The organism is Coleofasciculus sp. G3-WIS-01 (assembly GCF_040223135.1).
GTDB lineage: Bacteria > Cyanobacteriota > Cyanobacteriia > Cyanobacteriales > Coleofasciculaceae > Coleofasciculus.
The window spans coordinates 1-26,223 of the sequence record NZ_JAVJZI010000167.1 but is presented as its reverse complement, the minus strand read 5'-3'; the positions used below and the strand labels follow the sequence as shown (position 1 = coordinate 26,223).

Annotated in this window: 21 protein-coding genes; 10 read left to right on the top strand and 11 right to left on the bottom strand. The window is 46.5% G+C overall.

The window, feature by feature from the left end:
• The first annotated feature begins 343 nt into the window (after positions 1-343).
• The 6 genes from RIM23_RS16105 to RIM23_RS16080 all read left to right on the top strand — a co-directional run bounded on the left by RIM23_RS16105 (position 344) and on the right by RIM23_RS16080 (position 2,827).
• A complete protein-coding gene (locus RIM23_RS16105; RefSeq protein WP_446368211.1) occupies positions 344-472 on the top strand; it encodes a hypothetical protein in 129 nt (42 codons plus the stop codon).
• A 10-nt stretch (positions 473-482) separates the two neighbouring features.
• Positions 483-701, top strand: coding sequence for a YgaP-like transmembrane domain (locus RIM23_RS16100; RefSeq protein WP_446357527.1), 219 nt, complete (start codon positions 483-485; stop codon positions 699-701).
• 46 nt (positions 702-747) lie between these two features.
• Positions 748-1,152 carry a NifB/NifX family molybdenum-iron cluster-binding protein gene (locus tag RIM23_RS16095; protein WP_446368210.1) on the top strand — a complete coding sequence of 135 codons (405 nt, stop codon included), beginning with the start codon at positions 748-750 and terminating at the stop codon, positions 1,150-1,152.
• Positions 1,153-1,938: 786 nt separating this feature from the next.
• A complete protein-coding gene (locus tag RIM23_RS16090; protein WP_446368209.1) occupies positions 1,939-2,190 on the top strand; it encodes a GAF domain-containing protein in 252 nt (83 codons plus the stop codon).
• Between the two features lie 35 nt (positions 2,191-2,225).
• Complete coding sequence (locus RIM23_RS16085) at positions 2,226-2,480, top strand: sensor histidine kinase (RefSeq protein WP_446368208.1); 255 nt, start codon at positions 2,226-2,228, stop codon at positions 2,478-2,480.
• Positions 2,481-2,488: 8 nt separating this feature from the next.
• Positions 2,489-2,827 (top strand): hypothetical protein, encoded by a 339-nt coding sequence (locus RIM23_RS16080; RefSeq protein WP_446368207.1) that lies wholly within the window; start codon positions 2,489-2,491, stop codon positions 2,825-2,827.
• Positions 2,828-2,884: 57 nt separating this feature from the next.
• On the opposite strand, the gene RIM23_RS16075 is transcribed toward RIM23_RS16080, so the two are convergent.
• Both RIM23_RS16075 and queG read right to left on the bottom strand, forming a co-directional pair.
• Positions 2,885-4,033 (bottom strand): hypothetical protein, encoded by a 1,149-nt coding sequence (locus RIM23_RS16075; RefSeq protein ID WP_446368206.1) that lies wholly within the window; start codon positions 4,031-4,033, stop codon positions 2,885-2,887.
• Positions 4,034-4,288: 255 nt separating this feature from the next.
• Complete coding sequence (queG, locus tag RIM23_RS16070) at positions 4,289-5,242, bottom strand: tRNA epoxyqueuosine(34) reductase QueG (RefSeq protein WP_446368205.1); 954 nt, start codon at positions 5,240-5,242, stop codon at positions 4,289-4,291.
• A 69-nt stretch (positions 5,243-5,311) separates the two neighbouring features.
• Here queG and RIM23_RS16065 point away from each other — a divergent pair, with 69 nt between their 5' ends.
• Positions 5,312-5,707, top strand: coding sequence for a ketosteroid isomerase family protein (locus RIM23_RS16065; RefSeq protein ID WP_446368204.1), 396 nt, complete (start codon positions 5,312-5,314; stop codon positions 5,705-5,707).
• A 4-nt stretch (positions 5,708-5,711) separates the two neighbouring features.
• Here RIM23_RS16065 and RIM23_RS16060 read toward each other — a convergent pair whose 3' ends face one another.
• From RIM23_RS16060 to RIM23_RS16050, 3 genes are all read right to left on the bottom strand, one after another.
• Complete coding sequence (locus RIM23_RS16060) at positions 5,712-6,143, bottom strand: hypothetical protein (protein WP_446368226.1); 432 nt, start codon at positions 6,141-6,143, stop codon at positions 5,712-5,714.
• Positions 6,144-6,427: 284 nt separating this feature from the next.
• The gene (locus tag RIM23_RS16055; RefSeq protein ID WP_446368203.1) at positions 6,428-6,853 is read right to left on the bottom strand and encodes an ATP-binding protein; all 426 of its coding nucleotides are present in this window, start codon (positions 6,851-6,853) and stop codon (positions 6,428-6,430) included.
• A gap of 3 nt (positions 6,854-6,856) precedes the next feature.
• Positions 6,857-8,560, bottom strand: a complete 1,704-nt coding sequence (locus RIM23_RS16050; protein ID WP_446368202.1) for a SpoIIE family protein phosphatase — start codon at positions 8,558-8,560, stop codon at positions 6,857-6,859.
• Between the two features lie 344 nt (positions 8,561-8,904).
• Here RIM23_RS16050 and RIM23_RS16045 point away from each other — a divergent pair, with 344 nt between their 5' ends.
• A complete protein-coding gene (locus tag RIM23_RS16045) occupies positions 8,905-8,985 on the top strand; it encodes a zinc ribbon domain-containing protein (protein ID WP_446368225.1) in 81 nt (26 codons plus the stop codon).
• A 23-nt stretch (positions 8,986-9,008) separates the two neighbouring features.
• On the opposite strand, the gene RIM23_RS16040 is transcribed toward RIM23_RS16045, so the two are convergent.
• Together RIM23_RS16040 and RIM23_RS16035 are read right to left on the bottom strand one after the other, a co-directional pair.
• Positions 9,009-11,726 carry a DUF3769 domain-containing protein gene (locus RIM23_RS16040; RefSeq protein ID WP_446368201.1) on the bottom strand — a complete coding sequence of 906 codons (2,718 nt, stop codon included), beginning with the start codon at positions 11,724-11,726 and terminating at the stop codon, positions 9,009-9,011.
• Between the two features lie 119 nt (positions 11,727-11,845).
• A complete protein-coding gene (locus tag RIM23_RS16035) occupies positions 11,846-11,962 on the bottom strand; it encodes a photosystem II reaction center protein I (protein ID WP_006099131.1) in 117 nt (38 codons plus the stop codon).
• Positions 11,963-12,361: 399 nt separating this feature from the next.
• Between RIM23_RS16035 and glgP the strand changes: the two genes are divergently transcribed.
• The gene (gene glgP / locus RIM23_RS16030) at positions 12,362-14,926 is read left to right on the top strand and encodes an alpha-glucan family phosphorylase (RefSeq protein ID WP_446368200.1); all 2,565 of its coding nucleotides are present in this window, start codon (positions 12,362-12,364) and stop codon (positions 14,924-14,926) included.
• A 309-nt stretch (positions 14,927-15,235) separates the two neighbouring features.
• On the opposite strand, the gene RIM23_RS16025 is transcribed toward glgP, so the two are convergent.
• From RIM23_RS16025 to recN, 4 genes are all read right to left on the bottom strand, one after another.
• Positions 15,236-15,766, bottom strand: a complete 531-nt coding sequence (locus RIM23_RS16025) for a hypothetical protein (RefSeq protein WP_446368199.1) — start codon at positions 15,764-15,766, stop codon at positions 15,236-15,238.
• 454 nt (positions 15,767-16,220) lie between these two features.
• Positions 16,221-18,656, bottom strand: a complete 2,436-nt coding sequence (locus RIM23_RS16020; protein WP_446368198.1) for a CHASE2 domain-containing protein — start codon at positions 18,654-18,656, stop codon at positions 16,221-16,223.
• Positions 18,657-18,881: 225 nt separating this feature from the next.
• Positions 18,882-21,509 (bottom strand): GAF domain-containing protein, encoded by a 2,628-nt coding sequence (locus tag RIM23_RS16015; protein WP_446368197.1) that lies wholly within the window; start codon positions 21,507-21,509, stop codon positions 18,882-18,884.
• A gap of 323 nt (positions 21,510-21,832) precedes the next feature.
• Positions 21,833-23,602 (bottom strand): DNA repair protein RecN, encoded by a 1,770-nt coding sequence (gene recN / locus RIM23_RS16010; protein WP_446368196.1) that lies wholly within the window; start codon positions 23,600-23,602, stop codon positions 21,833-21,835.
• Between the two features lie 315 nt (positions 23,603-23,917).
• Here recN and RIM23_RS16005 point away from each other — a divergent pair, with 315 nt between their 5' ends.
• The gene (locus tag RIM23_RS16005; RefSeq protein WP_446368195.1) at positions 23,918-25,981 is read left to right on the top strand and encodes an ABC1 kinase family protein; all 2,064 of its coding nucleotides are present in this window, start codon (positions 23,918-23,920) and stop codon (positions 25,979-25,981) included.
• The last annotated feature ends 242 nt before the right edge of the window (positions 25,982-26,223 follow it).

Here is a 26,223-nt window from a genome sequence, read left to right as displayed (position 1 = left end):
GTTCTAATCCATTAGATTAGGTCTGCTATACAAGTAGGTTGGGTTGACGACAGGAAACCCAACAAAATATTAGGCTCGCAGATCTTCCTATAAACCCAATTATTACCATCAATTTAGGCGTGTCACACCACTATGAACCACAACTTGATATTAAGCAGACTTTCCCAGCGCCTCTGTAGAGGTATTATCGGCAATGTCTCTACTACCTTGCATCCTTGTAGTTGCTTAATTAACTATCTAGTGATATTTTTAATTAAATAACTACAAGTTTCCCAGGCAAGGCGGGAAACACTCTCAGCCAATAACCTAGGATGAATGGTACTGACTGGTATGCTGGTGGGCAATGCCCACCCTACGATATATCAAGCGAACTCAAACAGCTTATTTCAGTGCCATTGAACCTAGGATTGCCGTAACCATTGGGCAATCGGTGCAGAGTGTCAGAACGCCGAAAAATCTACTGTTAGTTTAGATTAAGTATCATGTTCAACAATGTCGGACGCTTAGATCAGATTGTTCGCTTACTATTAGCAGAGCTTTTGCTTTATGCAGGGTTGAGTGTTTATCAAGATACGGGCTTAGTGGTTGGATTGGATATCGCCGCCGCTGTGCTTGCTTTCAGTGCGGCGATTGGCTTTTGCGGCATTTATCGCTTACTGGGCATCAACACTCGCCAGCCTCACGAGCATCCACCCGCGTAACCTTCATGCCCGTTCGAGCAACCATTCATTAAAAGTAGGAGAAATCATGAAAATTGCTGTCGCCAGTCAAAATAAAACAAGCATAACCGAACATGCTGGACATTGCCATAAGTTTTGGATTTACGACATTAAAGACAATGAAATCATCGCTAAAACTATTTTGGAATTGTCCCCCGAACAGTCATTTCACAATAGCAAACCCAATGACTCTCATCCGTTAGATGATGTGCAGGTTTTGATTGCTGGGGGAATGGGAAAAAATTTGGTACACCGTCTGGAACAGAAGGGAATTGAACCGGTGATTACGAAAGAAACGGATCTAGATAAAGCGGTTGACGCCTATCTTAATGGTTCTTTGGTGACAGAAGATAGTGAATGTCATGATCATGAACATGAGCATCAACACCGTCATCAACACCGTCACGGATGTGAGACTGTAAGTGAGACTTAGAACCAATGGCACTGAAAATTTGTTTTTGGCGATCGCCGAAACCATTAATATACCGTAGGGTGGGCAACGCCCACCATCATTAATCAGTGTTTAGACATTGGTCAAATAAATCGATTATCCTGGCTAATCAAAGGTGAATTAATCGGATTTACTCTGTTGCCCCTGCTAGCAGCAGTTATGGCAAGAACCAGCGGCTGGAGTTAACGAAAAAACTGCCGATTTCCCGCTGGGAAAGCAAATTGATGCCCATCGACTGATCTGCACAGTATTGTTAAAATGGTGTATTACAGTAGTCAGAAAAAAGTCCTATTTTACTCTTCTTTGGGTGTATTACATCGAGTATGCAACCGCTGTAGTGGCGTGGCACACCTTATTTGATGAATTAAGCATTAGCCCGGAAACCGTAGGGGCGCATAGACGTGCGCCCGATTCAATGGTCACATCTAATCCACAATTTTAGCTGTGTCAGTCCAGTCGTGGCGTGGCACACCTTATTTGATGAATTAGATTCGGCTTGTAGTAAGGGATGCGAGCCCTATCTTTTGTTGGGTTTCCTGTCGTCAACCCAACCTACAACCTATCCCACAATTTTAGCTGTGTCAGTCCAGTAGCCACGGGAGAGGAATTTTAAACAGTGGTAGAATAGACCAAGAGCCAATCTAATTAATTACTTAGAGTTGGCTCGCTCAAATCGTTCTAGAACTTGCAGCCAGGTCTATTCTCTCCACTCAACAGAGTTGCTTCGGCTTACGCAGTATCTACGAAAAGGTCGATCATCCCATTTTCGTGATCGATATCGATGAACAAGGACATTACCGTTATACCGATTTTAATCCCGTAGCTAAAAAAAAAATTGGCGCTATCTGTTGCAGTCATAGTGGGAAAACGCGACATTGGAGTGATAGCGAAGTAGACTTGTTAGAACGGGTAGCCGATAAACTGGCGATCGCGCTTACGCAAGCTGAACTCTACGCCCAAACTCGCTCAATTGCTGAATCAGAAGCCCAGAAAGCCAAATTAATGCGATTGATGCTTTAGAATCCGCTTGTGTGAAGCAGCCAAGGATTGATATTTTGACTCAAACAGTAGACGATGAAACTGTAGCGATTCGCGTTCAGGATAATGGAGTGGGAATACCAGCCAAACTCAAGTCACGAGTGTTTGAACCGTTTTTCACCACCAAACCTGTTGGCAAGGGAACGGGATTAGGATTATCAATTAGTTATAAAATTGTGGAGAAACATCGCGGCACTCTCGACTATCGTTCACAACCCGGAAAAGGCACTGAGTTTGTCGTGAAACTTCCGCGATCGCATAAAAAATCATAATTTAGAAAGTGGATTTGATTGTCGATGATCAAGCCTTGTTTCTGGATACACCCGCAGGAATGGTGGTGATTTTAGGCTGCGCTCATTCAGGTGTGATTAATACCCTCAATTATATTGCCCAAATCACCGGAACTGATAAGTTTTACGCCGTAATTGGGGGAATGCACCTGAACCGGGCGAGTCGCGATCGCGCTCACGCAACGGTGGAAACCTTGGCGAACTATCAGGTTCAGGTATTAGGGGCAAATCACTGTACCGGAACAGCCGCGATCGTGTTTTTGTGGCATCATTTTCTAGGCAACTGTATAAGCTGCCATGTTGGTACTCGCTTAGGGTTTGGCATTTGAACGTTGGCACTTTTTTTGCCGAGTGTGTGATGCGATCGCCTCGTAATCACCTCTAATTTAGAACGTCTGCCCAGTGTAAACCGAGCGAACTTCTCCATTACGTCGAATAATGGCTTCTCCGTTGTTGATATCCACTAACATCCAGCCACTTGTGCCAATGGCTTCACCCATGTTAATTCGCTGAGTGATCCCATCAATTTCAAATAAGGCAGCAGAACGTTCGCCTAACTCTAGCACTCCCACTAGAGTATGTTTGACCGGAGGCGGCGGTGGCGGTGCTGGTGGCGTTGGCGGTGCTGGTGGCGTTGGCGGTGCTGAGGCTGTTGGCGGTGCTGAGGCTGTTGGCGGTGCTGAGGTTGTTGGCGGTGCTGATGGAGCAACCGTTGGAGGGGGTAGTGGCGGTGTTTGGATAGTGACTTGAGGTGGTGGTGGGGTGGGTAATGGCGGATTGGCAGCAGGTGAAGGGGCTGGGGCTGGCGGAGAGGCTACCGAGGAGTTGGCGGGGGGTACAGGCGGTATCCAGGAATTTTGGGGTGGATAAACCGGATAGTAGATTCTTTCCAAAATTGTACCCGGTGGATTCGCACCTAAGTTGGTCGAAACTGGAGGATTTCCACCACCTGCGATCGCGGCTTGTTGTCTGTCTTTAGCTTTACTGTCAATTTTTTTTAGCGCATCCAAAGCATAATCTCCAAACTCGGAATCCGCTGCTGAGGGGAGTTGGGTTTCAGTAGACGGTGAGGTGATAAAGTTGGGCAACCAGGGTGCAAACCGTTGTTTCTGGGTAATCAGTAGCAACAGTGCGGTTAGACCCACTGAAATCAGAGCCATTACCAATAAAAATTTATCAATAGACCAACCTGCTCCTTTGCCATGGGAACGGGTACTCTTTGTCCCTTTCGTCTGTGCAGACTGGGTTTGGGACGTTTCCTTTTTCTCTCCAGATGGCTGTTCCACCAAGTCTTGAGCAGGTATCACGGCGGGAGGCGCGGTGATGGGGGGAATCACAATCGACTGTAAAGATACATAGTCTGGCTTAGTCGGTTCCGTCGGTAATTTGCTACTCCCTTCCAAGATACGGTCAAGATCTGCAAATAAATCATCCATTAACTTATCCGCATCGGCTTCGGCTGACCAAGCCGGGATAGTAGTGGAGGTGGTTGATGGCTTGTTTGCCTTTTCGTGAGTACTGACGTCGTGAGACATAATGGCTCGCCCTTGTGGCTATAGAATTCTCTATATTAAGATGCTCTAAAGCATTTCCTATCGCTTAGATTAGCAATCAAATTACCGATCTGAGAAAAAATTCTCATACTTGCCGATAACGTAGTGCGCTTAGCACTTAGGCTGGTAAGCACAGCTTTAACTTATTTGGCTAAAGCTCCGTGTCTTTAGACCGGGGTTGCTTACCTTTTTAGCAAAATTCTGTACGATCTTAAGTCCAATGGCGATATTGTTGGTCTACTTCTGTTGATTGGCTTTAGCGTTACGTCGCCACATCTGGGGTTTGATGCGTCGCAAGGCTGATGCCGGAAATCGTTGATGCCATTGGTGATCTGAAAGTGTCGCCAGTTCCGCTAACTTGGGCGCTACATTCCCTGGATAGGGTTCAAAGTCGGCTAAATCCGTCCCTTGAGCAAAGCGTTGGTTCCAAGGACAAACATCCTGACAGATATCACACCCAGCTACCCAACCCTCTAAATGAGGGGTGATGGATGGGGGGAGTTCCTCCGCTCGATTTTCAATTGTATGATAAGCGATACAACGATTGGCATCTACGACAAAGGGTTTAACAATTGCTCCGGTCGGACAAGCCTCCAAGCAACGGGTACAGGTTCCGCAATGTTGGGTATGGGGAGTATCGGGTGTCAAAGATAAGTTGGTTAAAACTTCTCCTAAAAACACCCAACTGCCATACTCTCGCGTAATTACATTACCATTTTTAGCGATCCAACCAATTCCGGCACGTTCTGCCCACACTTTATCTTGTACTGGACCTGTGTCTACATAGTAACGAGCTTGGATTCCTTCCCCTTGGGCTTGTAGCCAGTGGGTCAATGCTTTGAGTTTTTTGAGCATTACCTTATGGTAATCTCGTCCCCAAGCGTAACGGGATATCTTCGCGTAGTCGTTTCCCTGAGGACGTTGGTGAGGTGTGTAGTAGTTTAGGGCAACTGAAATAACTGATTTAACCCCTGGTATACAGGTATGGATATCCAAGCGGCGAGGATTCTGCATCCAGTCCATGTCAGCATGATAACCCTGAGCCAACCAGGTTTTTAGGTGTTGAGTGGCTTGTTCGTCAGCATTCCCCTCTACCCCTGCAATACCACAGCGATGAAATCCTAGCGATCGCGCTTTTTGCTTAATTTGATTGCTTTGGTCATTTGTCCTTTTTCCTTTGTCCTTGGTCATCACAGGGCATACTTTTGCAAGTTTTTCTATTATGAATGAAAGCCATTCCTACCAACAATCAGAAAAGAAATGACTATAGAGGGCATTACCCAGTCCGTGATTTTGCGTTACGTTGAAACGATGAATGCTGGCGATTATGAAGCAACAGCCGCCTTGTTTACGGATAACGGTGTGATGCAGCCGCCGTTTGAGGAACCCATTGAAGGAAAAGCCGCGATCGCAACCTATCTAAAGGCTGAAGCCATTGATATGCAGCTGTTGCCCAAAACGGGAGTTGTGGAACCCCAAGAAAGCGGGGATACTCAAATTCAAGTCAAGGGCAAAGTAAAGACACCGCTCTTTAGTGTCAATGTGGGCTGGATATTTATTCTCACTCCCGAACAAACGATTAGTTTCGTCAGAATTAAGCTGTTAGCGTCACCTCAAGAACTCCTCAGCTTCAGACGCTCAACCAATGACGAATGACTAATTAAGCCGCCACTTGCTCCCAGGAACGAGCTAGCCTTTGACGCCCCAACTCAATATCTCTGGGTGCACAAAGCCAATCGGGATGAGCTGTCATCAATAAACTCTCTAATGCTTCTTGGTCAAATAAATGCCAGACCACCGCGCCGTCAATTTCAGTCGCGATCGCGTAGCAGTTGGCGCTGATACACTCAATGGTCAAGGTATTGGCAATTCGCACTACTTCCATGCGAGCGCCCGGTTGAAGACTTCGGAACCGCCGAATGCTTTGCTTCCATTCCTTAAGTGATGACACCGTTAATCCTGGAATCGCTACCTGGATATCCGGATCACCATTGATGGCAATCCAGTAGTGGCGTGATGGATCAATTCCTTCCAACCATGGGGAATCGTCATCTAGTCGGTAGCGGGGAGACAAGATAAACGGCTGTGTCATAGGAACAAAATTTTTGATTGCACTAAACTTAACGGCTAACTCTTGTTTAAAAATGCTCACCAGCAAGAGAACAAGGGGCATCCTTAAACAGATATCTCAAGTCGCTCTTGAGACTTAACTATTTAAAATCCTATAGATTAAGATATCTAAATCAAGCAAATTTAACAAACCTTATAGATTTCATTAGAAATATCGGCTTTTTTATAAAATCTTGTAACAATTACTGCCCCACATTCGATAATGTGTTATAATTATATGTTTTTAAAAATAGGGGCAATCAGCAATCATTCGTCAGCTTTAGGCAAGCTCGTTTCCATCTTGAGACAGTTGCGACCGTTGATCTGCAAGCGATACTCGACTCTATCCATAAGCTTTTGCATAATCAGCCAACCATATCCGCTTTCTTGTTTAGCTTCTGGAGAGGGTTGATTATAGTTAGTGATGTCATACCCTTTGCCGTGATCCCAAATTTCCAAAGCAATGTCTCGCTCTTTGAGTTCCAAGCGAATCAAGATGGGTAAATTGGGTTGATCGCGATGAGCATGACGCACAACATTGGAATAGGCTTCCACTAACGCCAGTCTTAACCGACTCGATTGACGTTGCCAATCCACTGAATCTCCTAATGCTACCTCCAAACTTCCCAGTAACCAGCTTTCGACAATGGTCAAAAACTTCAAGTCACTTGGTACATGCAGCTCCGTTTTCATCAACTATAAAACCTCCATTGAGAGAATCGTTTGATCATCTTCCTGAACATTGTTAGTCTCCTCGCGGATGCGAACTAATAAATGGGGTAGATTAAAGGGAGCTGGCTCCTGAAGCAGAAGTTGCCAAAGACCTAATGTTCCCAGCATTGAATTCGTCAGGGATTTACTAGATTTATGGTTTTGAGAATCGGAGCAATGCTTAACCTGCTTCACCGTTGCTTCTGTAATACCATCACTGATCAGCAGCAAAACATCACCTGTATGTAACGTCAAAGTTCCAGCTTTTGCCTGCCATTCAGGTAGAATACCCAAAGGAATCCCCCTAGCTTGTAGGTAATCCGGTTCTACTGTTACAGATGATTCCGGTGCAGATTGCTGTTGGGCAACTAAACGATGAGCCCAAACCAAAGGATAAATGTGACCCGCGTTAGCATAGACAAGCTGCCGCGAGGTTGGCGTATATCGTGCTAAAACCATCGTGATAAAACAGTTGGTACTGAATAGATCATCTGACATAATGCTGTTAAGGTTTCCCATTACCACCTCAGGTTCTGGAGAGATTTCTTGAGCCAATTCTCGGCGCAAAATAGAAATCGCACTTGCCATAAATAAAGCAGCGGGGACTCCCTTTCCCGACACATCACCAACGGCTAACCAAACATCTCCCTGGGGATGCACGTATACTTCAAAAAAATCACCGCCAACTTCTCTTGCTGGGTAGCAGTGGGCTTGTACTCTAACCCCTTCCACATCGGGTAAACTTTGGCGTAACAAATTATTTTGAATCTGGCGAGCCACCTCCAATTCAGCCCGCATCTGTTCGGCTTGTAACTGGGTGCGTTGGTAAAGTTTTGCCTGAGAAATTGCTAAAGCTGCCTGTTCAGCGACAGCTTCAATGAGTTGAATGTCCTCTGACATCCAGGGATGATCACACTGTTGCTTATAAAGAGATAGCACTCCCAATAGCTGTTGTTGCCAGATCAGAGGAACAACCAGATGTACCGAATGATTACCATCACTGAGTTGTTGAACAAGCTGGGTTTTCCGGAACTCCAGAACATTTTGAACAATCGGTTCAACATCAGGTAAAGATTTAGAGTCTTTTGTTGGCTCAGCTTGGTAAGAGAATGATTCTGAAATCAGGTGATTACCATCGACAGGTTGCAGGATACAACTCGTTGCCTCGAACGTTTGACCAATCGTGGTGACAACAGTTTGCAACATACTGCTATAGTCTAGGGATTCGCGAATGGCTGTTGTCACGACATTAAAGAGTTCTTCGCGACGTAAAGCGCGGCTCAGTTCATTGGTTCTTTGTTTGAGGACTCGGTAGGTATCCGCTGCCTGTTGAACGATGACTTTTAGGCTTTCCGGATTCCAGGGTTTGGTAATATACTTAAATACTTTGCCCGAGTTAATTGCTTCTACTAAATCTTCAACGTCTGTATACCCCGTTAAGAGAATACGAATTGTATCGGGGAAGCGATTAACTGTTTTCCCCAAGAATTCTGTACCATTCATCAGGGGCATCCGCTGATCAGAGATAATGATTGCCATTTCTCCCTGTTCATCCAAAATGCTTAGAGCGCTCATTGCTCCATCGGCTTTATAAACCCGGAACTCTCGCCGAAACGTTCTATATAATAAATCTAAATTGTCAGGCTCATCGTCCACTATCAATAATTTGAGTTTATCTGCCTGACTCATTCTGTTTACTCCGGTTTCTGCTTTAGTTAGAAACAATAAGTTAAGGGGATTAAAAGTTATTACCTTTTGAACTCAAAACTGGCTGAGGATAGTTTTCAGTTATCCTTTTTTCTTTCGCTTTGTCATAAATTCCCCAATCTATTAATTTATTTATGCTGACAAAAATTATAATCATACCATATATATATTTGGCGGAAATTAATTAGCGGTTTGTTTTCCAAGAGCAGGCGGTCTGCACGAAGCCAGCTATCTAGATTACCCTTTTTTCTCTAGCTTAACCTTCTTCTGGGGCAACGTGGTTGCTACTCAGATTATACTTTCTCGTTTAAGGCAGGGGTGCAGGAGTGCAGGAGTGCCCTCATTGCGGGTGTAGTCTTGACCGCGACCATAATGCAGCAATTAACGTGAAGCCTACACCAACCTGAGTACAGGTATGGTGTAGGAGATGTCACCGAGTTACTCCCTGCACGACTGGGCGAATGGCAGAACCATCAAAAAGTCCCGGATTCCCTGCCCAATTAAAATCATTAATTCGTAAGCTAATCGACCCTAACTCCTGAACTGGGTTGTAGCGCAGGAGAATACTGTAAGTACGACGGCTATATTCCAAAAATAAATCCGTACTGATTTCCTCACCCGTGTCCAAATTGTAAGATGTCTGAAAACCAGCAAGAAACGGACCATAGATTTGTTGGGTGATGCCAGCAGAAAGAACAATTCGATCAGCAACTCGGTCAAAAGGAAATGGGGATAAGTTACCGCGTGCGACCTGAGTGTAGCTGAGGTTAAATCGAGTGTAGTCGAGATAGGGTCGAGAAAAATGCCCTAGCTGACCCACAAGCCCAATCGTACCACTGAGGGATTCCTGGGTATCGCCACTACTATAGGCACTAGCAACCCCTGTTGCCACTCCCTGTAGTGCCAAGAAAGGAACTACAGGTGTTGGTGTATATCGTAATCCTTCGGTGGGGGTTAAGGGTAACGCTTCACCTCGCCAGAGGGTAAAACTTCGGCTTAACGATGCACTGGCTTGATAGCGTGTCAAGTCGATCCGATTATTATCTCGTGGAGGGGGGGGTAGCAAGTCTGGTCGGTCTGTATCGGCGTTGATAGCCTGAATACCTGCTTGATAGAAGAGATTGATACCCGTGTCGCCTAAGGGAATCACTGGGGAGGTGACTACCGCTCCCAGACTCTGTTGCACGGTTTGAAAGCCCAAAGACCCGTTAAAGAGGCGATCGCGAAAGCTATATTCCAGATTCAAGTTATGGGGTAAACCTGTACCGATAACCTGTTGAAGTCGTACACTGGCTCTGAGTTCTTCTTCAAACTCATCGGGTTCAAGACTGGTGAAGACGGCTGAAGCCCGTAGGCTTGTCCGAGGGGTAAAGGTGGCATCCAGTCGGGCTTTGAGACCGAAAGACGAGGGGTCTAAAAGACTACCACTATTATCTTTTCCTGGGGTATTGGGGTTATTTTCACCCAAGACGGCTCTCTGGAGAAAGTATTGGGGGGTGACTTGAAATCGTACCCCTGGAGTGTTGACAATATTAAAGGGTCGCTCGATAAATAAACCGCCGCGATCATCATCATCGAAGCCAAACTGGATTAAACCAGGTTCCCGTTCGCGACGATCAATAATCACGCGATCGCGAAATGTTGGTACCGATAAACCTTGATCAAATACCAACCGTGGACGAGTGGCAACGATTTCATCCACTAAGGGTGAAATCCGGCGAAATCGAGCCGTTTGAGCTTGTAATTCTAGTTCAGGTGGGGAAAAGGGATCATTGGTGATCCGTACATTTTGGGCGATCGCTTCTGAACCCTCAAAATCAATGCGATCAGCTTCATAGCGGAATCGGTTGATTGTCCCTGTAGCCTGAGGCGCACCCGAAACTACATTTGAGAGATTTCCGGTAGTTGTTGTGCCAAAACCTCCTCCAATAAAGAAGGAATAAAAGCCTGGATTGGTTACGCCTTGAAGGGGTTGATTGCTGATAATGCGATCGCTGATCGGTCGTTGTTCTTCTGGAGCATTTGGATCAGCCGGGGAGGGTAAGATAGTTAAATCAGTACCTGATGTCGGGACGTATAATTCACCACTGGCATCAAAAATCACGCCGCTATCCTGAACAAAGGAATACTCAAAGCGTTGACCCCGTAAAACCTGATTCCCTCGCGTCAAGGCTACATTATCCTCAGCCACCAAAATCCGATTCGGTAGGTTCACCTGGACGCGATCTGCTTCCAGCAAAGCACCGCGAAACTGCAACATGACATTTCCCTGAGCGGTAATCACCTGTCGCTGTTGATCATATTCTTGTTGATCAGCAGTCAGTTCCAGCACCCCCGTGATTGGACCTGGAGCCGCCGATTCAGGAGTTTGTGAGGAAGGATTGGGGGTTGGCTCGGAGGGAAGCGATCGCGGCTGTCGCTCATGGACATCTGGTACAGGGACTAGCTCTGGGTTAGGTATCGATGGAGTATCGGGTTGGGGGATAGTAAATTCAAACTCTCTCATCTCTCCTCCCCGCTCTTGAGTGATGATACGTTCAACGTTTGAGAGTTCCAGGGTTACGGCGGAAGAATCTATTGGGTTTCCATTCGTTGTCTTTGAGGCTAAGCTGACTGAAGTTTCTTCAGTGGAGGATTGAAACCCTTGTTCCTGATCAGTCGCGCTAACAAGAGGACTCAAGGTATCAGGAGCAATCCCTTTTGCCATCTGTTCTCGCGTTAAAGCCTTTGTTTGGTCATTTATCCTTGGTGTTTGACTAATAGTCAATGACGGAGCTGGCGTAGTTGAAGTAGGGCTAAACTGGGCATGTTCATTTAGACTTGTGACATGCTGCGGCAAATCCTCACCCGCTAAACCCTTCCTGACATCTGTACTCCCCGACACCTCGGCTCCCTGGCTCTGTGTGGGGGCATAACGGACAGAAATCGGTGGTCTGAGCAAGGCAGCCTGTGAGGAGGTTATATCATAAGAAAACTCCGGTGCTAACGTTTCTGGTGAAGTTGGTGTCGCCAATCCCTTGGGAATTTCCTGGGGAAGGTGAGTCGATACTGAACTCACAGGTGAGGACGAAAGGTGAACAACAGCGTCCTCAGTCGTTAACGATTGAATAATGGCAGGTGTTTCAGGCGGCTGAACGGGTTGGGGCATTTTTCAACAATAACGGTCGAAGGAACAAATCCGAAGCGTACCCCCTTACCGCGCCTAATCAAAGCGGGGCGAGGTACGCCTCGCCCCTTTGAAAAATTCAGGGATGAAGCAAGTACAATTTACTCCAGATCCCGTCGCTTGGGGTTACGAGCCGGATCGTTTGACAGGAAGCCAAACACAAATAAAGCAACGAAAATACTAACAACGATATAGACCACAATCTTGAGTGTCAGCATCTTGAATATCTCCCAGAGGTATGAATCATCGAATTGGCGGTTGTGTTGCGTTTTGCAACAACTTTTTTAATCATACCCAATGGTGGTCTCCTTGTTGATAGGCAAAGTCTACTCACGCTCAGGATAAAGGTACGATACCCAACCGGGTTTTATCCTACGTCCTAATACACATCAGACTTTTTTAGTCAAGACTTGTTTAGTAAGCAAGTGAGTTCCCTTACCTATAGCGTTTTTGCCGTCATCGAAAAATGAGCCTAAACCTTTTGCTGATGGGATTTTAGCCTTAAGCTGACACCGATAAACCGAAGTCTGTCACTAAAACAGTATTAAAAGTCTCATCCTTTGTGTAAAAGTATGTACACAATGTTATCCGTGTAAGACTTGAAATTTTGTCGCTCTATGCAGCCTATTCGCACTTTTAACGTTTCTCCCGCTTTGCCAGAAGCCTTGGAACCATTACGTAATCTGGCATACAACCTGCATTGGGATTGGAATGTAGAAACAAAAGATTTGTTCCGACGCCTAGACCGTAAACTTTGGGAATCCACCCGTCATAATCCTGTTTTGATGTTGGGGATGATTAGCCAAGCCCGTCTGGAAGAAGTGGCTGAAGATGATGGGTTTCTGGCACAAATGGAACGGGCATCTCGACAGTTAGACGACTACCTCAAGGAACGAACCTGGTATCGTAAACATCGTGGCAACAGCGATGAAAAGGAATGCTATGCCTACTTCTGTGCCGAGTATGGATTAGTCGATTGCCTGCCCATTTATTCCGGGGGCTTGGGTGTCTTGGCTGGCGATCATCTCAAATCAGCCTCTGACCTCGGTTTGCCTTTAGTGGCGGTCGGTTTACTCTATCAAGAAGGATACTGCGCCCAATACCTGAATGCGGATGGTTGGCAACAAGAGCGCTATCCCATTAATGACTTTTACAATATGCCGGTGCACTTAGAGCGCAATGGTGATGGTTCAGAAGTGCGGATTGCCGTAGAGTATCCAGGTCGTACTGTTTATGCTCGCGTTTGGCGCGTGCAAGTGGGAACGGTTCCCCTGTACCTGCTTGATACCAACATTGAACCAAATAATCCCTACGATCATGACATCACCGACAGACTCTATGGGGGTGATCTGGATATGCGGATTCACCAAGAGATGATGTTGGGGATTGGTGGGATGAGAGCCTTAAAAGCCTTGGGATACAAGGTCAATGTTTATCATCTCAACGAAGGTCACTCCGCTTTCTTAATTCTGGAACGCATCCGTCGGTATATTGAGGAAGAAGGGTTAAGCTTTGCCGAAGCGAAACAATTGGCTCAGTCAACCCAACTGTTCACCACCCATACCCCTGTCTCGGCGGGATTTGACCTATTTCCTCCCGATAAGGCGATGTACTATGTGGGTCATTATGCGAATATCTTTGGTTTATCGCGGGAAGAATTTCTGGGGTTGGGACGAGAAGATACGGGGGATTTGGAATCCCCCTTCAGTATGGCAGCTTTGGCAATTAAAACCTCTAGCTTTATTAATGGCGTTAGTCGGTTGCATGGGGATGTGTCACGCCAGATGTTCCATGGACTGTGGCCCAATCTGCCTCTTGATGAAGTCCCCATCACCTCGATTACCAATGGGGTTCATGCTCGCAGCGTAGTGGCAAAGGCAAATCAGGAACTGTATGACCGCTACTTAGGTCCGAACTGGTCAAGCCGCAAAGCAGAAGATCCCTTATGGGATCGGGTGGCTTCGATTCCGGATGAGGAGTTGTGGCGCAATCACCAAGCCTGTCGTTCTGAAATGGTCATGTCTGTACGGGAACGCTTACAATACCATTTGCGCGATCGCGGCGCTACACCTGCCGAAATTGATCGGGCGCGTGAGGTTTTAGATCCCAGCATTTTGACCATTGGCTTTGCCCGTCGGTTTGCCACATACAAGCGGGCAAACTTATTCCTGCGGGATCTCGATCGGATTAAAAAAATTATCCAAGGCAATAAAGAACGCAAAATTCAGTTTGTCATTTCGGGTAAAGCTCACCCCAAAGATATGCCTGGGAAAGATTTAATCCGCGACATTATCCATACAATTCGCGAAGCGGGATTGGAGAACTCGGTCGTTTTTGTTCCCAACTATGACATCCACATTGCCCGATTGATGGTATCGGGGTGTGATATCTGGTTAAACACCCCTCGTCGTCCCCGTGAGGCGTCTGGAACCTCTGGGATGAAGGGTTCGATGAATGGTCTAATGAATGTCAGTATCCTTGATGGATGGTGGGACGAAGCAGATTACGTGCGAACAGGTTGGCCCATCGGTCATGGGGAAGAATATGATAATCCTGAGTACGAAGATGAGGTAGAAGCTAACGCCCTTTACGACCTACTAGAACAGGAAATCGTCCCCCTGTTCTATAATCGCGACAATGAAGGATTACCCCGTGGGTGGATTGCCAAGATGAAAGATGCAATTCGGCTCAACTGTCCTGTGTTTAATACCGCTCGTATGCTCCGAGATTATGCGATGCGTGGTTATTTCCCAGCGAGCGAACGCTACAAGGCGATGACTAGCGAGGGATATCAACCGGTGAAAGAACTCGCTCAGTGGAAGCAACATTTATTTGAACACTGGTACAGTATTAAAGTTGAAGACATTGACATTGCTGCTCCCAGCGATCTCATGGTCAATCAATCGGTTGCTGTGAAAAGCCGCATCAACCTAGCTGGATTAACGGCTGATGATGTACAGATAGAACTCTATCAAGGTTCAGTCAATGCCAATGGGCAAATTGTTAATGGCGTACCAGTAGTGATGGATTACCAGGGAACTGACGCACATAATGTCAGTATTTATACGGCTGATATCAGTTATAGTGCCAGTGGATTACAGGGTTTGTCTCTCCGGGTATTTCCCAAACACCAAAACCTTTCTAGTCTCTATGAACCTGGCTTAGTTCTCTGGGCTTCCTAGTATTAGAGATGGGGGGAGTCGGCTGACAGGTGTAGGGATGTAGGGGCGGGTTTTACAGATAACATGAGAGCACCCAACTGATAACTTGACTAAACCCGCCCTTCTCCAATAGCTGAAAATTAGAATGGGTAAGGGTTATGGCTTAAGTTGACACGGATGGTCGGGGCGGGTTTAGTCACTTATGGGTGCAACCGAAAAGATAGTAGTTAAACCCGCCCCTACAGAGGCGTCAGATACCGTAAAAAGTTAGCAAGTTCTCTCTTCTGTTGCTGTACGAGGAGAACTTCAGGTTAAAAGTAAACAGGGGCATTAACTTTTCCTGCCAATATCTAAAACTCTCCAAGTCATTACAGCACTGACGATGCCAATCAATACGCTCAAGCCAAAGATTAAACTAAAACTTGCCCAATGGTTTAGTGCGGGTGTAGGTTGATTAGCAGGGACTGGTAAAATACTATTGACAATCCCTTCTGCTTGTTCGGTCAGTGCAGACGCAGCCAGCGCTGCAGTGCTAATTCCCACACTCGCGATCGCGACGGTTTGGTTGAGAGTGCGTTCGTTCTTGGTTTTCTCAATTTCGATGATTCCAGCAATGGTTTTTATACAGGTTTCTAGGGGATTTAATCCGGCTTTCAGGGTTTGGTAATCGCTGTGGATGTGGCGGAGAAATTTCTCCGTCGCCATCTCACCAAATGCTTGCAGGAAGCCGAGATCACTGGTGGGGTCAAGTTGTGCGATCGCTTCTACTCGCTTGATATAGTTCTGAGTATTTTCTTCAATGTTCAAGGCTTGTTCTTGCAGATAACCTAAACCGCTTTCGTAGTCGTGGGATATCCACAAAGCATAGGCTAAGTCCCGTTGCCATTTGGCGATAATATCTGTTAGTGGAATTATATTTTTTTAACGCAGAGGACGCAGAGGTTTACGCAGAGGTACGCAGAGGAGTTAATGGATTTTTGTGAAAATTTTATATGTTTTTTTGAGAGATTGGGTAAATAATTAAAAATTATATTATTGAAGTATTTTTGGGGTGTTAAAGAATATTTAAAAAGGCTAAAGCCTTTACTACAAAAGACGATGAACTACGAACCTAACCTAATTTTTAATATTGGAGGGAGATTGCCTGGTCAAAATTTGCCAGTATTTCTTCATTTCGTCCATTAAAGTTAACGGTGAAGATTGTCATCCGTCATTTGTCATTTGTCAGGGTTTGAAGAATATTTACATAATTTAACATAGTTGAGTTTATTTCCACCAACCGACTGACTCCAATATGAAGTGCTGAATGTGGACTCTAAGATTGAGGTGACAAGGTGCGTAAATCCTCTAACACCTTTGTCACAGACTGATATCTATCCATGAAGTAGTAGCGCACCATCTTTTCTAATATCTCAGCTAGTTCATCACTCACATTTGCCAAATGACGCCAGCTAATTTCGCCTGTCTCTGAATCCAGCACTAACTGGTGAGGAGGAATGCCTGTCAGCGCTTGAATCCCAATCACCCCAACAGCATAAATATCGCTACTCAGAGTGGGGTGTCCAGCGTATTGTTCTGACGGTGCATAGCCACGAGTACCAACCGCCACCGTATTATGTTCTTGTGTATCGTGTTCCTGATCAAGCTTTTGTTGGGGTTGAATCTGTTTGACTGCCCCGAAATCAATTAGCACCAATTGTTCATCGGCTTGGCGACGAATAATGTTACTGGGTTTGATATCCCGGTGAATAACATGATGCTCATGGATAAACACCAGAATTTCTAAGAGTCCTTTGAGTAACTCGACGACTTGCCCTTCTGGCATACGCTTATCCACAGGTAGCTCGTCGCTGAGTGATTCTCCTTTAATGTATTCTTCGACAAGGTAGAATTCCCGACTTTCTTCAAAATATGCCAGTAATTGGGGAATGTGAGGATGTCTGCCCAACTTTTCTAAGATTTCTGCTTCTGTATGAAAGAGGCGTCTGGCAATCGCAAGAAATCGTTCATCGCGACGGGCTGGTTTTAAATGCTTAACCACACATTTGGGTTTACCTGGTCTTTGGGTATCTTCAGCTAAATAGGTCAGACCAAATCCTCCAGAACCGAGAACTCGATTAATCTTATAGCGTCCGGCTAAGAGGTTGGGATTGTCTGAGGGTTTAACCGTTGGCGCGGGTTGGCTCGGAACTGACTCAGGTGTCCAAATTGCCGTTGAATCCCCTTCCTGCTGCGATGGGGCAATAGCCGTTTCTTCGCTGAGGGTTACCTCTTGCTGTTGTGCAATCAGAGTCTTATCCTCATCTTCCTGAATGGTTATAGGAGCGCTGGTTCTACTATCCTGTAACATACCCTGAAGGGCGATGAGGTTATTTTCTTGTTCTTGGAGTAGACGGGCAAAATGGGCGCGTTCTTGCTGATTTTGGTAGGCGTTGTAAGCCAAGACAGCCGTAGATGCCATCACCAATCCCAAGGCTGGTGTCATTACGGGTATCCAACCCGCCTCCAGAAAAACGATAAAGGATACGCCGCCCAAAAGACCCACCGCTAGCGTCTCAGCCAGGAGCAGTTGCCAGATATTGCGGGTGATTCGCACTCCTAGTGCACCGGTGAAGGACCAACCCCAAATCCAGATCACTTCGACCCAATTGGGCCAAAACCAAAAAAGCTGGCGTCCATTCAGAACAGTACTGAGCAGTTGACTAATGATTTGACCATGTATGACAACTCCCGGCATTGTCTCTATAATTAGCCCTTGTGAACTATAAGGAGTAGAAAATCTATCTTTTTCACTGGGGGCGGCGATTCCAATTAAGACAATGCGGTCTCGAACCAAGCTGGGATCAAGGCGACCTTCGAGAACCTCAGTTAAGGTCACGGTATCGGCTAGCTTGTCCGGAGAGCGATAATTCAATAAAATTTGATAGCCACCAGTATCAGCCTGTTGATAACCCCCTGATGTTGGCTTTAGGGGTTTGAAAACCACATCACCCCATTTCAGGTACTCTTGCTCGTCTGGCGTAATAGTTGGTTCGATTCCTTTTTGTTCCAGATAGTGCTTGGCTAGCTGAAAGCTAAAGGAAAGTTGGGTTGTACAACCTGCGGGAATGTCTAGAGTGTGAAACAACAGCGCTCGGCGCACGACACCGCCTTTATCAATGGCTAAATCGGCAAAGCCAACCCGTGAATCGGGAATGCCTGGGGGTGGGAGAGTGCCTCGATTCTCACTTTCACTAATTTGACAGATGGGGATAATATTCTCACTCGTTTGCAGGAGCTGGGATAACTCAGCATGACCGGGGGGTATGGCAATATCCCGATAAATATCCAGACCAATCACCGCAGGCTCATACTGCTGTAGGGTTTGCAGTAGCTGCGTCATCACTGCATCGCTCATGGGCCACTGCTTTAGGGATTGAATATCTTTCTCAGTCACCTCGACCACCAACAGACGTGGGTCTGGCGGTAATGAGGGTCGCAACTGCATCAACCCATCATAGGCACTTAGCTCCGCCTGTTCCAACTGATCGAGTAGAACCTTAAGTACATCCTTGAGTACGCCAACATTTATCTGAGATCCTAGCTGAATCCCCACAAACAAACCAGTAATGGCTAAACTGGCTAGCCATTCTGGATATTTCAACGCAAAACTACCAATGCGCTTACAGCGCGACCACAAGGCAGAGAGCTTTGACCCTTCGCTTCGCTTAAGGGCATGGTTTTGAGCTAACTCCCCACTAGTCTCTTTCACGTATCTGATTACTCACAACTAACACCTTAACGCTAGCAAGAATTTCCCTGAACTGTAACTGACATCAACACAGAATTGACGCAGACGCTGGTATCCATTATGACTCAAGCTTGGTTGAGCAATAATTCTCTGAAGAACGATAAATTAATAGGATGGGCATTGCCCATCCTATCCAAACGTTCAACTTGTTTTTACTCCTCATCCTTGAGGTGCTAGCTGTTTGACTTACTTTTCGGTCATCGTGTAAGCCCCATCCCACTCAGGAGGAGGTGGGTCTTGGAGAAAATGTTGACACCGATTCAGGTGTAATGCAGCGGCTTTGTCATTGTTGTCAAATTCTTCCAGAATAGTGCCAAATTCACCCATTGCCCGGGTAAACTTCCGACTGAGATAATACTCCCGTCCTTTGTGGTAATGTTCGATAATTTCCTCTTTTTCGGCGGAAATGGGATCAGAACGCAGTCCCACCAATTCGTAAATTCTCACAGGCTTATTCTTACCTTTGACACGAATGCAGTCTAGTTCCCGATACCAAATCTTATCCTGGCAGGGAGCAAAGGTATATTCGCTAATGATAATGTCACAGCCGTATTGCTTGGTGGCACCTTCGAGTCGAGAGCCTAAGTTCACACCATCGCCAATAGCAGTGAACTCCATCCGCTTACTCGAACCAATATTGCCACTAATCACGCTGTCAGAGTTAATCCCAATCCCAATGCGGATTTCTTCTTTTTTCTGTGCTAAACGACGGGCATTAAAATCTACCAGCCGATGACGCATTTCCACTGCCGTTTGTACCGCTTTCCAGGCATGATCCGGTAGGGGTAAAGGCGAACCAAACACCGCCATAATCGCATCACCGATATATTTGTCGAGGGTGCCTTTGTGCTTAAAAATAGCCTCGACCATCGATTCAAAATAGTCATTAAGCATACCCACCACTTCTTCGGCTTGGAGTTTTTCGGTCAAAGAGGTGTAGCTGCGAATATCGGAAAACAGCACCGAAACTTCTTTGCGATCGCCTCCCATCTTAGCATCGCCCAGTTTCAGCAGTTCTTCTGCCAACTCCTGAGTCATGTACCGATACATTGTACTCTTGAGCCGCTTTTCATCACTGATGTCGTCCATGACCACCAGTGCCCCATACACATTGGTCAAATCACTTGTATCGGCAATGGAGTTAATAGAAAGATGCACGCTATGTTCTTCATTGCTCGGCGTCAACAATACCTGATCAGGGTAGTACTGATTGCGGTCTTTCTCATTTTTCGCGTCTAAGGCATTCTGTAGCAATTGGGCAAAGCTGGCAAAACTGCCCTCTTTTTCTTTAATTTTGACCAACTCTGATACCGATTGCCCTTCGATACTATCTCCCTTACTAAACCCCAACAGTTTCTTGGCACTTTCATTCGCCGCGATCACTTTACCAGCTTTGTCTGTCGAAATTACACCATTGGTCAGACTGCGAAGGATATCCCGCTGCATTTGCTCCTGCTGCTTCACCGTGGCAAACAGTTTGGCGTTTTGCAGCGCCACACCCGCTTGGATATTAAATGCTTCCATAAAGGCGATATCGCTTTGATCGAAACTCGCCTTCCAGCATTCGGGTGCGTCTTGTTCTTCCTTATTGGGATCGGGATTGTAAGTGGGAAAATCTCCTTTCTTTTTCTTGTTCACCAATTGGGTGACGCCAATTAACTCGCCATCGGCGTTATAGACTGGCATACACAGTAAGCTACAGGTGCGATACCCGGTATTGCGATCGGTTTCCCTAGCTTTCTCTGAATCGGGATGATTGTACAGGTCAAAGGGGATATTGAGAATTTCACCGGTTAGTCCGACTCGACCCGCAAAACCCGCTCCGATGGGAACCCGCAGTTCTTTCATCGCTCCCCCAGCCTGAGGAATCTTCGTCCATAAATCATCGCGTTCGTGATCAATCAACCACAAGGTCGAGCGATCCGCATTCATCAGCTCCTTGGCTTCCTCCATCACCCGTTTGAGCGTTTCTTCCAAGTCTAAACTGCTCTTACTCAGGGATTCAGTCGCCTTCATCAGAGCATTCGCTGCTCGCTGTTGCTGAGTTGCCAAGTAAAATGATTTAGACGACTCCAGAATCAGGCGAATAGAGGGGGCAAATTCTTCAAAAAGTTTCTGGTCGGTTTCGCTAAAACCCTGTTTATCGATTTTTTCTTCTAAGGGTAAAGAATCCTCTGGATCATGAGAGGGCTTAAGTTTATTCAACAGCTGAACCACAGCCACCAAGTCTCCCTTGTCATTGAGTAAGGGGAGCGTCAGCATCGTATAAGTTCGGTAGCCGGTTGTTTTATAGAGCTTTTTCGACCCTTCCGAACGCGGATCATCGAAGAAATCGTAGGGATTATTGACCACTTTTTTAAATGTTGCCACTTCCCCAGCGATTCCCTGATCAGCGGGAATCCGCAGTTCTATGGTTTTGCCATTCTCGCCCTCGGCGACAATCGAAAATAATTCATTCTTGTTTTCATCCAGTAAAAATATCGTTGTCCGGTCTGCACCCAAAAGCTCTGCGGTCTTCAGGGTGATAGCATTGAGCATCTCCTGGAGAATTGTCTCAAACCCTTGGCTGTCGAGGAGCATGGACAGGGTTTGATGAACCACTTCGAGCTTCTTTTCCACCCCCGTAACAACTTCTTTAAAACTGTCTTGGGTTAGGGGAGCAAGAAACGCCGTAAACGTTCCATTGGTGGTCGCTAGGGCACCATCAGACGCGGGTTGATGTTCATGCACGACTTGGTCTTCGGTATAGATCGGCTGTACTTCAATGGTGTTTCCATTGTTAGCCGCAGACCCGGTGGGCGATGTAGCTGTCATATCTCTTGTTAGGGTCAGAGAACGTTCCTGGCATACGAATAAGATTACTCTATCAGTTAAAGTTTTACCACTCAGGTTAATTTAATCAGTGAGCTACGATTTAGACTACTCTGCTGTTGAGCTTAACGTTTGATTCGTTCTCTCAGCAAGTTGGGGACTCGGAAGCAGAGGGAGCGGGGGGAGCAGAGGGAGAGCATTTAAAACTGGCTTGGGGCGGGCGCGAGTCGCATCCCTGGTGAGGGGAAAAAACGATAATCGTCAAACCCGCCCCTACAAACCCGTTTCTACTCGCGAAACGCAGGATCAACACTCAATCCTCAAAACTAATTCTGACGCCAATGACGGGCTTGAGTCAGGAGCGAATCGGCAAAAGTCATGGCTTCCTGACCGGATTGCCCACCAGCTAGCTGGGCGATTTCTTCCTGGCGGTGAGCATGATGATCCAGGAGACTGACGCGAATGACTGTACGCAGGTCAATTTCAGGCATTTCTTCTTCGGCTAGAGTATTCGTCTGGCTGTTTTTGATTAAGGGGGTTTGATCGATCACCTGTTTATCGACGCGGAAATGTCGATCTGCCATGGCGGCGATGATGGGTTGGTGCGTTACACACAACACTTGATTTTGCTGACTCAGGTGATGAAGTCGTTCTGCGATCGCACTCGCTACTCGCCCTGATACCCCGGCGTCAATTTCATCAAAAATTAAGCTGACTCCTTGATCCCCACTGCTGGAAAAACAGGCTTTCAACGCTAGTAAAAAACGGCTCATTTCCCCACCCGATGCCGTTGCTGCCAACGGTTGCAGGGGTTCGCCCGGATTTGGAGATAAATAGAAGGTGACTTGATCCGCACCCGTCGCTGTCGGCGCGATGGGCGTGATTGCCACCTGAAATTGTACCTTGGACATGGCTAGGGGCTTCAGTTGCTCCACTAGGCGATGTTCCAGTTCCTCCGCCGCGACTCGACGCAACTGGGTTAGCTGAGTACAAGCTTCTGTTAAGGTTTCCTGACATTGGCGGTAAGTTTTTTCCAATTCATCCAAGGATTGACCGTTACCCCTGAGTTCAGCCAATTCTGAGTTAAGTTTTTCGTAGTGCGCGATCGCATCAGCTAGAGTCGGTCCATATTTACGGCAAATTTGTTTAAGGGCGCGGATACGTTCTTCGACTTCTTCTAGGCGTTCGGGATCAGTTTCGAGTCCATCCCCATAGGCATTAATTTGGTGACTTGCTTGCACCACCTGCGCCAAGGCGCCACTGACTAACTCCAGGATCGGTTGTAACTGGGTGTCATATTGCGCCATATCACTCAACGTGGTTTCAGCTTCCCCTAGTAAATCGGCACAGGCAAATGCACCGCTATCATTTTGGTAAAGTGACTGATAGATCTGATAACTGTGTTGTTGGAGTTCCACGACATGAGTTAACCGCTGAGATTCTTGTTCGAGTTCGCTGAGTTCTTCAGAATCAGTAAGATTAGCGGCGCTCAGTTCTTGAATTTGATAATCTAGCCAGTCAAGGCGTTGTAAGCGCTGCTGTTCTGACTGACGCCGTTTTTGCAGGGCTTGGTAGGTTTCCTGGGACACCAGATAAGCAGTAGCGACAAGATCAAGTTGTTTGTTGAGGGGAAAACCACCGTACAGATCCAGAAGTCGCCGCTGGCGGGTTGAGGCGAAAAGCTGCACCGTTTGACCTTGGGCGGTAATTTCCACCAAGCGATCGCGCAATTGTTCCATTAAGCGACGGTTTACCAAAATACCATTAATTCGCGATCGCGATCGCAGCGAGTTCTGTTTTGCCGTAATCTCTCGACTACAGACCAAATCCGCTTCATCGAACAAATCAATTTCCTGTTCACTCAACCAAGCCATCAACGTCGCATCGATGCGAAACGTCGCCTCAACCAGCGCCCGTTTTTCCCCCGTGCGAATCAGACGATGGGTGACTTTTCCTCCCAACGCCACATCAATGGCATCCAGAATAATTGACTTACCAGCACCCGTTTCGCCTGTCAAGACATTCAGACCCGCCGCAAATTCCAGTTCCAAGTGGTCAACTAAGGCAAAGTTTTGAATCCGTAATGATAGCAACATAATATTTAAAGTAATAAGTCATAAGTAATAAGTCATAATCACCCGTCCGGAAAAAAATTCACCGGGAAGGAAGAGGCGACAAGAGCTAATCCACAGAGATACTGGGATGTAGTAGATCTACCCAACTGCTGCGAGCGTACCCCGTCTCGTCACCGATATGGTGACCCTTTCACAAAATACTACCTTGTCGAGCCAGCCAACCTTGTTGCTTAAGCCTACGTCCTAATCAGGATAAACTGAGTGGCGTGGTATCTTAATCATTTTTTGTTACAATTCTTTACAGAGTCGCTCCTGCTGGTAAAATCCTGAATCAATATGAATCTTAAAACAATTCCCCCATCAACTCCCCACCGAGATTCAATCACCGAACTCAATCCCTCAGTTGTGCCCTTACCCCCTGAGCCAATTGTGGTTGAGTATGAACAGACGCCGTCTTCTCCATCAGCGCTACCACAGGAGTACTCCGAAAACAAAACAGAAGCGCTGCGCTATGATCCAGTGGCGATTGAAGCCCAATATGGACGAGCGCCGCTACAAGTCCTAGGGCGGCTACTCAGGATTACTTTACCGACAGCCGCCTTTGCCATCAATCTATGGTGGGATCGCAAGTGGGGGCGCCGACCGATCAAAGAACGGCGACGAGCGATTCAGTTGCGGGAACTCTTAACCCAACTAGGACCTGCGTATATTAAGGTAGGGCAGGCACTTTCGACGCGACCTGACTTAGTGCCACCCATTTACCTGGAAGAGTTGGCGTTGCTACAAGATCAACTCCCTCCCTTTGCCAATGAAGTCGCTTTTCAATTCATTGAGGAAGAATTAGGCGCTCGCCCTGAAGAAATTTATGCCGAACTTACCCCATCACCAGTAGCCGCCGCCTCTTTAGGACAGGTTTACAAAGGGAAACTCAAAACTGGAGAAACCGTCGCCGTAAAAGTGCAGCGACCTGGCTTAGCACGGCGCATTGCCCTAGACGTTTATATTTTACGCCGCTTGGCTCAGTGGGTACAAAGCAATATCAAGCGGGTGCGGAGTGACTTGGTTGCGATTATGGATGAGTTTGGCACCCGCATCTTTGAAGAAATGGATTATACCCAAGAAGGGTGTAATGCAGAACGCTTTGCCAATCTTTACGGACACCTTCAGGATATTTATGTACCCAAAATTTACTGGGAATATACAGGACGGCGTGTCTTGACAATGGAGTGGATCAGTGGTACTAAACTGACTAATCTGGAAGCGATTAAAGCTCAAGGAATTGACGCCAAGTATTTGATTGAAGTTGGCGTACAATGTTCGCTACGCCAGTTGTTGGAACATGGATTTTTCCATGCTGACCCCCATCCTGGAAATTTATTAGCTACACCGGAAGGTAAACTGGCTTATCTGGATTTTGGGATGATGAGTGAAGTCAAACCCTATCAACGCTATGGGTTGATTGAGGCGGTTGTTCATTTAGTTAACCGGGACTTCGCGGGTTTGGCTCATGACTATGTAAATTTAGAGTTTCTCACGCCGGATACAGATTTAACCCCGATTATTCCAGCGCTGGCTAATGTATTTAGCAATGCTTTAGGCGCTAGTGTTGCCGAACTCAATTTCAAGAGCATCACAGATCAACTCTCGGAAGTGATGTATGAATATCCATTTCGAGTTCCCGCCTACTACGCCCTGATTATTCGTTCCTTGGTCACTTTAGAAGGGATTGCGATTAATGTTGATCCGAACTTCAAGGTTCTCAGTAAAGCCTATCCTTATGTGGCGAAGCGTTTGTTAACTGACTCTTCCCCCCAATTACGCGCTTCTCTAAAAGACTTACTCGTCAAAGATGGTAATTTCCGCTGGAATCGCCTGGAAAATTTATTGCGGAATGCAGCTAATTCCCAAGACTACGATTTGAATAAGGTTTTGAATCAAACCTTAGAATTTTTATTCTCAGAACGTGGTTCTTTGATTCGGGAACAGTTGATCGAGGAGATTATCAAAGCTGTGGATATGTTTGGGCGTCGAACTTTTGATAATGTTACGGAGTCTCTGCGCCAACGAGTGGGATTACAGCAGACAACGACATCTACTAGCAAAGTTGTAGAACTACCGCAAAGTGCAGAACATATCAAACGAATTTGGCAAATTTTGCAAGATACGCCCGGTTTCGATCCCTTCCAACTTGCCCCCCTGGTTCCCCAACTCTTGATGAAGCAGGAAACTCAGCAAATGGGACAAAAAATTGCTGGCGGTTTAGCTCAACGGGTGATGGCACGGTTAATTCGGGAAGTTTTACTGCAGGAGACTCAAGCTCAAGGTACAAAGCCCTCTAATGGTTCTAGCGTCAAGCCTGTGCCTAAGCTCGTCTTGCCACCAGCAGCGGCGATTCGCTAAGTTCATTAAGCTTAGAGCCGGGAAATTAATTTCCCGGCTCTTGTTTAATAACTAATCCTTACCCGATGCACTAGTTGTGCCGCAAGAATTGAGTCAATTGATTGACGCTCTCCCTCCTAGAAGAAGGGAGATTCTATGGAAATTTCGTTCCATATATCCCGGTAAACGGGTTCCCAGGCACACGATATTCGCCATCTAGGGCATCGTGTTATCTCCTAACACCCTGTCGATTCAGGGCTGGG

Coding starts and splice junctions, on each gene's coding strand:
- RIM23_RS16100 (WP_446357527.1), top strand. CDS start 483: ATGTTCAACAATGTCGGACGCTTAGATCAGATTGTTCGCTTACTATTA.
- RIM23_RS16015 (WP_446368197.1), bottom strand. CDS start 21,509: ATGACAGCTACATCGCCCACCGGGTCTGCGGCTAACAATGGAAACACC.
- RIM23_RS16055 (WP_446368203.1), bottom strand. CDS start 6,853: ATGAAAACGGAGCTGCATGTACCAAGTGACTTGAAGTTTTTGACCATT.
- RIM23_RS16095 (WP_446368210.1), top strand. CDS start 748: ATGAAAATTGCTGTCGCCAGTCAAAATAAAACAAGCATAACCGAACAT.
- RIM23_RS16065 (WP_446368204.1), top strand. CDS start 5,312: ATGACTATAGAGGGCATTACCCAGTCCGTGATTTTGCGTTACGTTGAA.
- RIM23_RS16075 (WP_446368206.1), bottom strand. CDS start 4,033: ATGTCTCACGACGTCAGTACTCACGAAAAGGCAAACAAGCCATCAACC.
- glgP (WP_446368200.1), top strand. CDS start 12,362: ATGCAGCCTATTCGCACTTTTAACGTTTCTCCCGCTTTGCCAGAAGCC.
- RIM23_RS16035 (WP_006099131.1), bottom strand. CDS start 11,962: ATGCTGACACTCAAGATTGTGGTCTATATCGTTGTTAGTATTTTCGTT.
- RIM23_RS16105 (WP_446368211.1), top strand. CDS start 344: ATGCCCACCCTACGATATATCAAGCGAACTCAAACAGCTTATTTCAGT.
- RIM23_RS16050 (WP_446368202.1), bottom strand. CDS start 8,560: ATGAGTCAGGCAGATAAACTCAAATTATTGATAGTGGACGATGAGCCT.
- RIM23_RS16060 (WP_446368226.1), bottom strand. CDS start 6,143: ATGACACAGCCGTTTATCTTGTCTCCCCGCTACCGACTAGATGACGAT.
- recN (WP_446368196.1), bottom strand. CDS start 23,602: ATGTTGCTATCATTACGGATTCAAAACTTTGCCTTAGTTGACCACTTG.
- RIM23_RS16040 (WP_446368201.1), bottom strand. CDS start 11,726: ATGCCCCAACCCGTTCAGCCGCCTGAAACACCTGCCATTATTCAATCG.
- queG (WP_446368205.1), bottom strand. CDS start 5,242: ATGACCAAGGACAAAGGAAAAAGGACAAATGACCAAAGCAATCAAATT.
- RIM23_RS16005 (WP_446368195.1), top strand. CDS start 23,918: ATGAATCTTAAAACAATTCCCCCATCAACTCCCCACCGAGATTCAATC.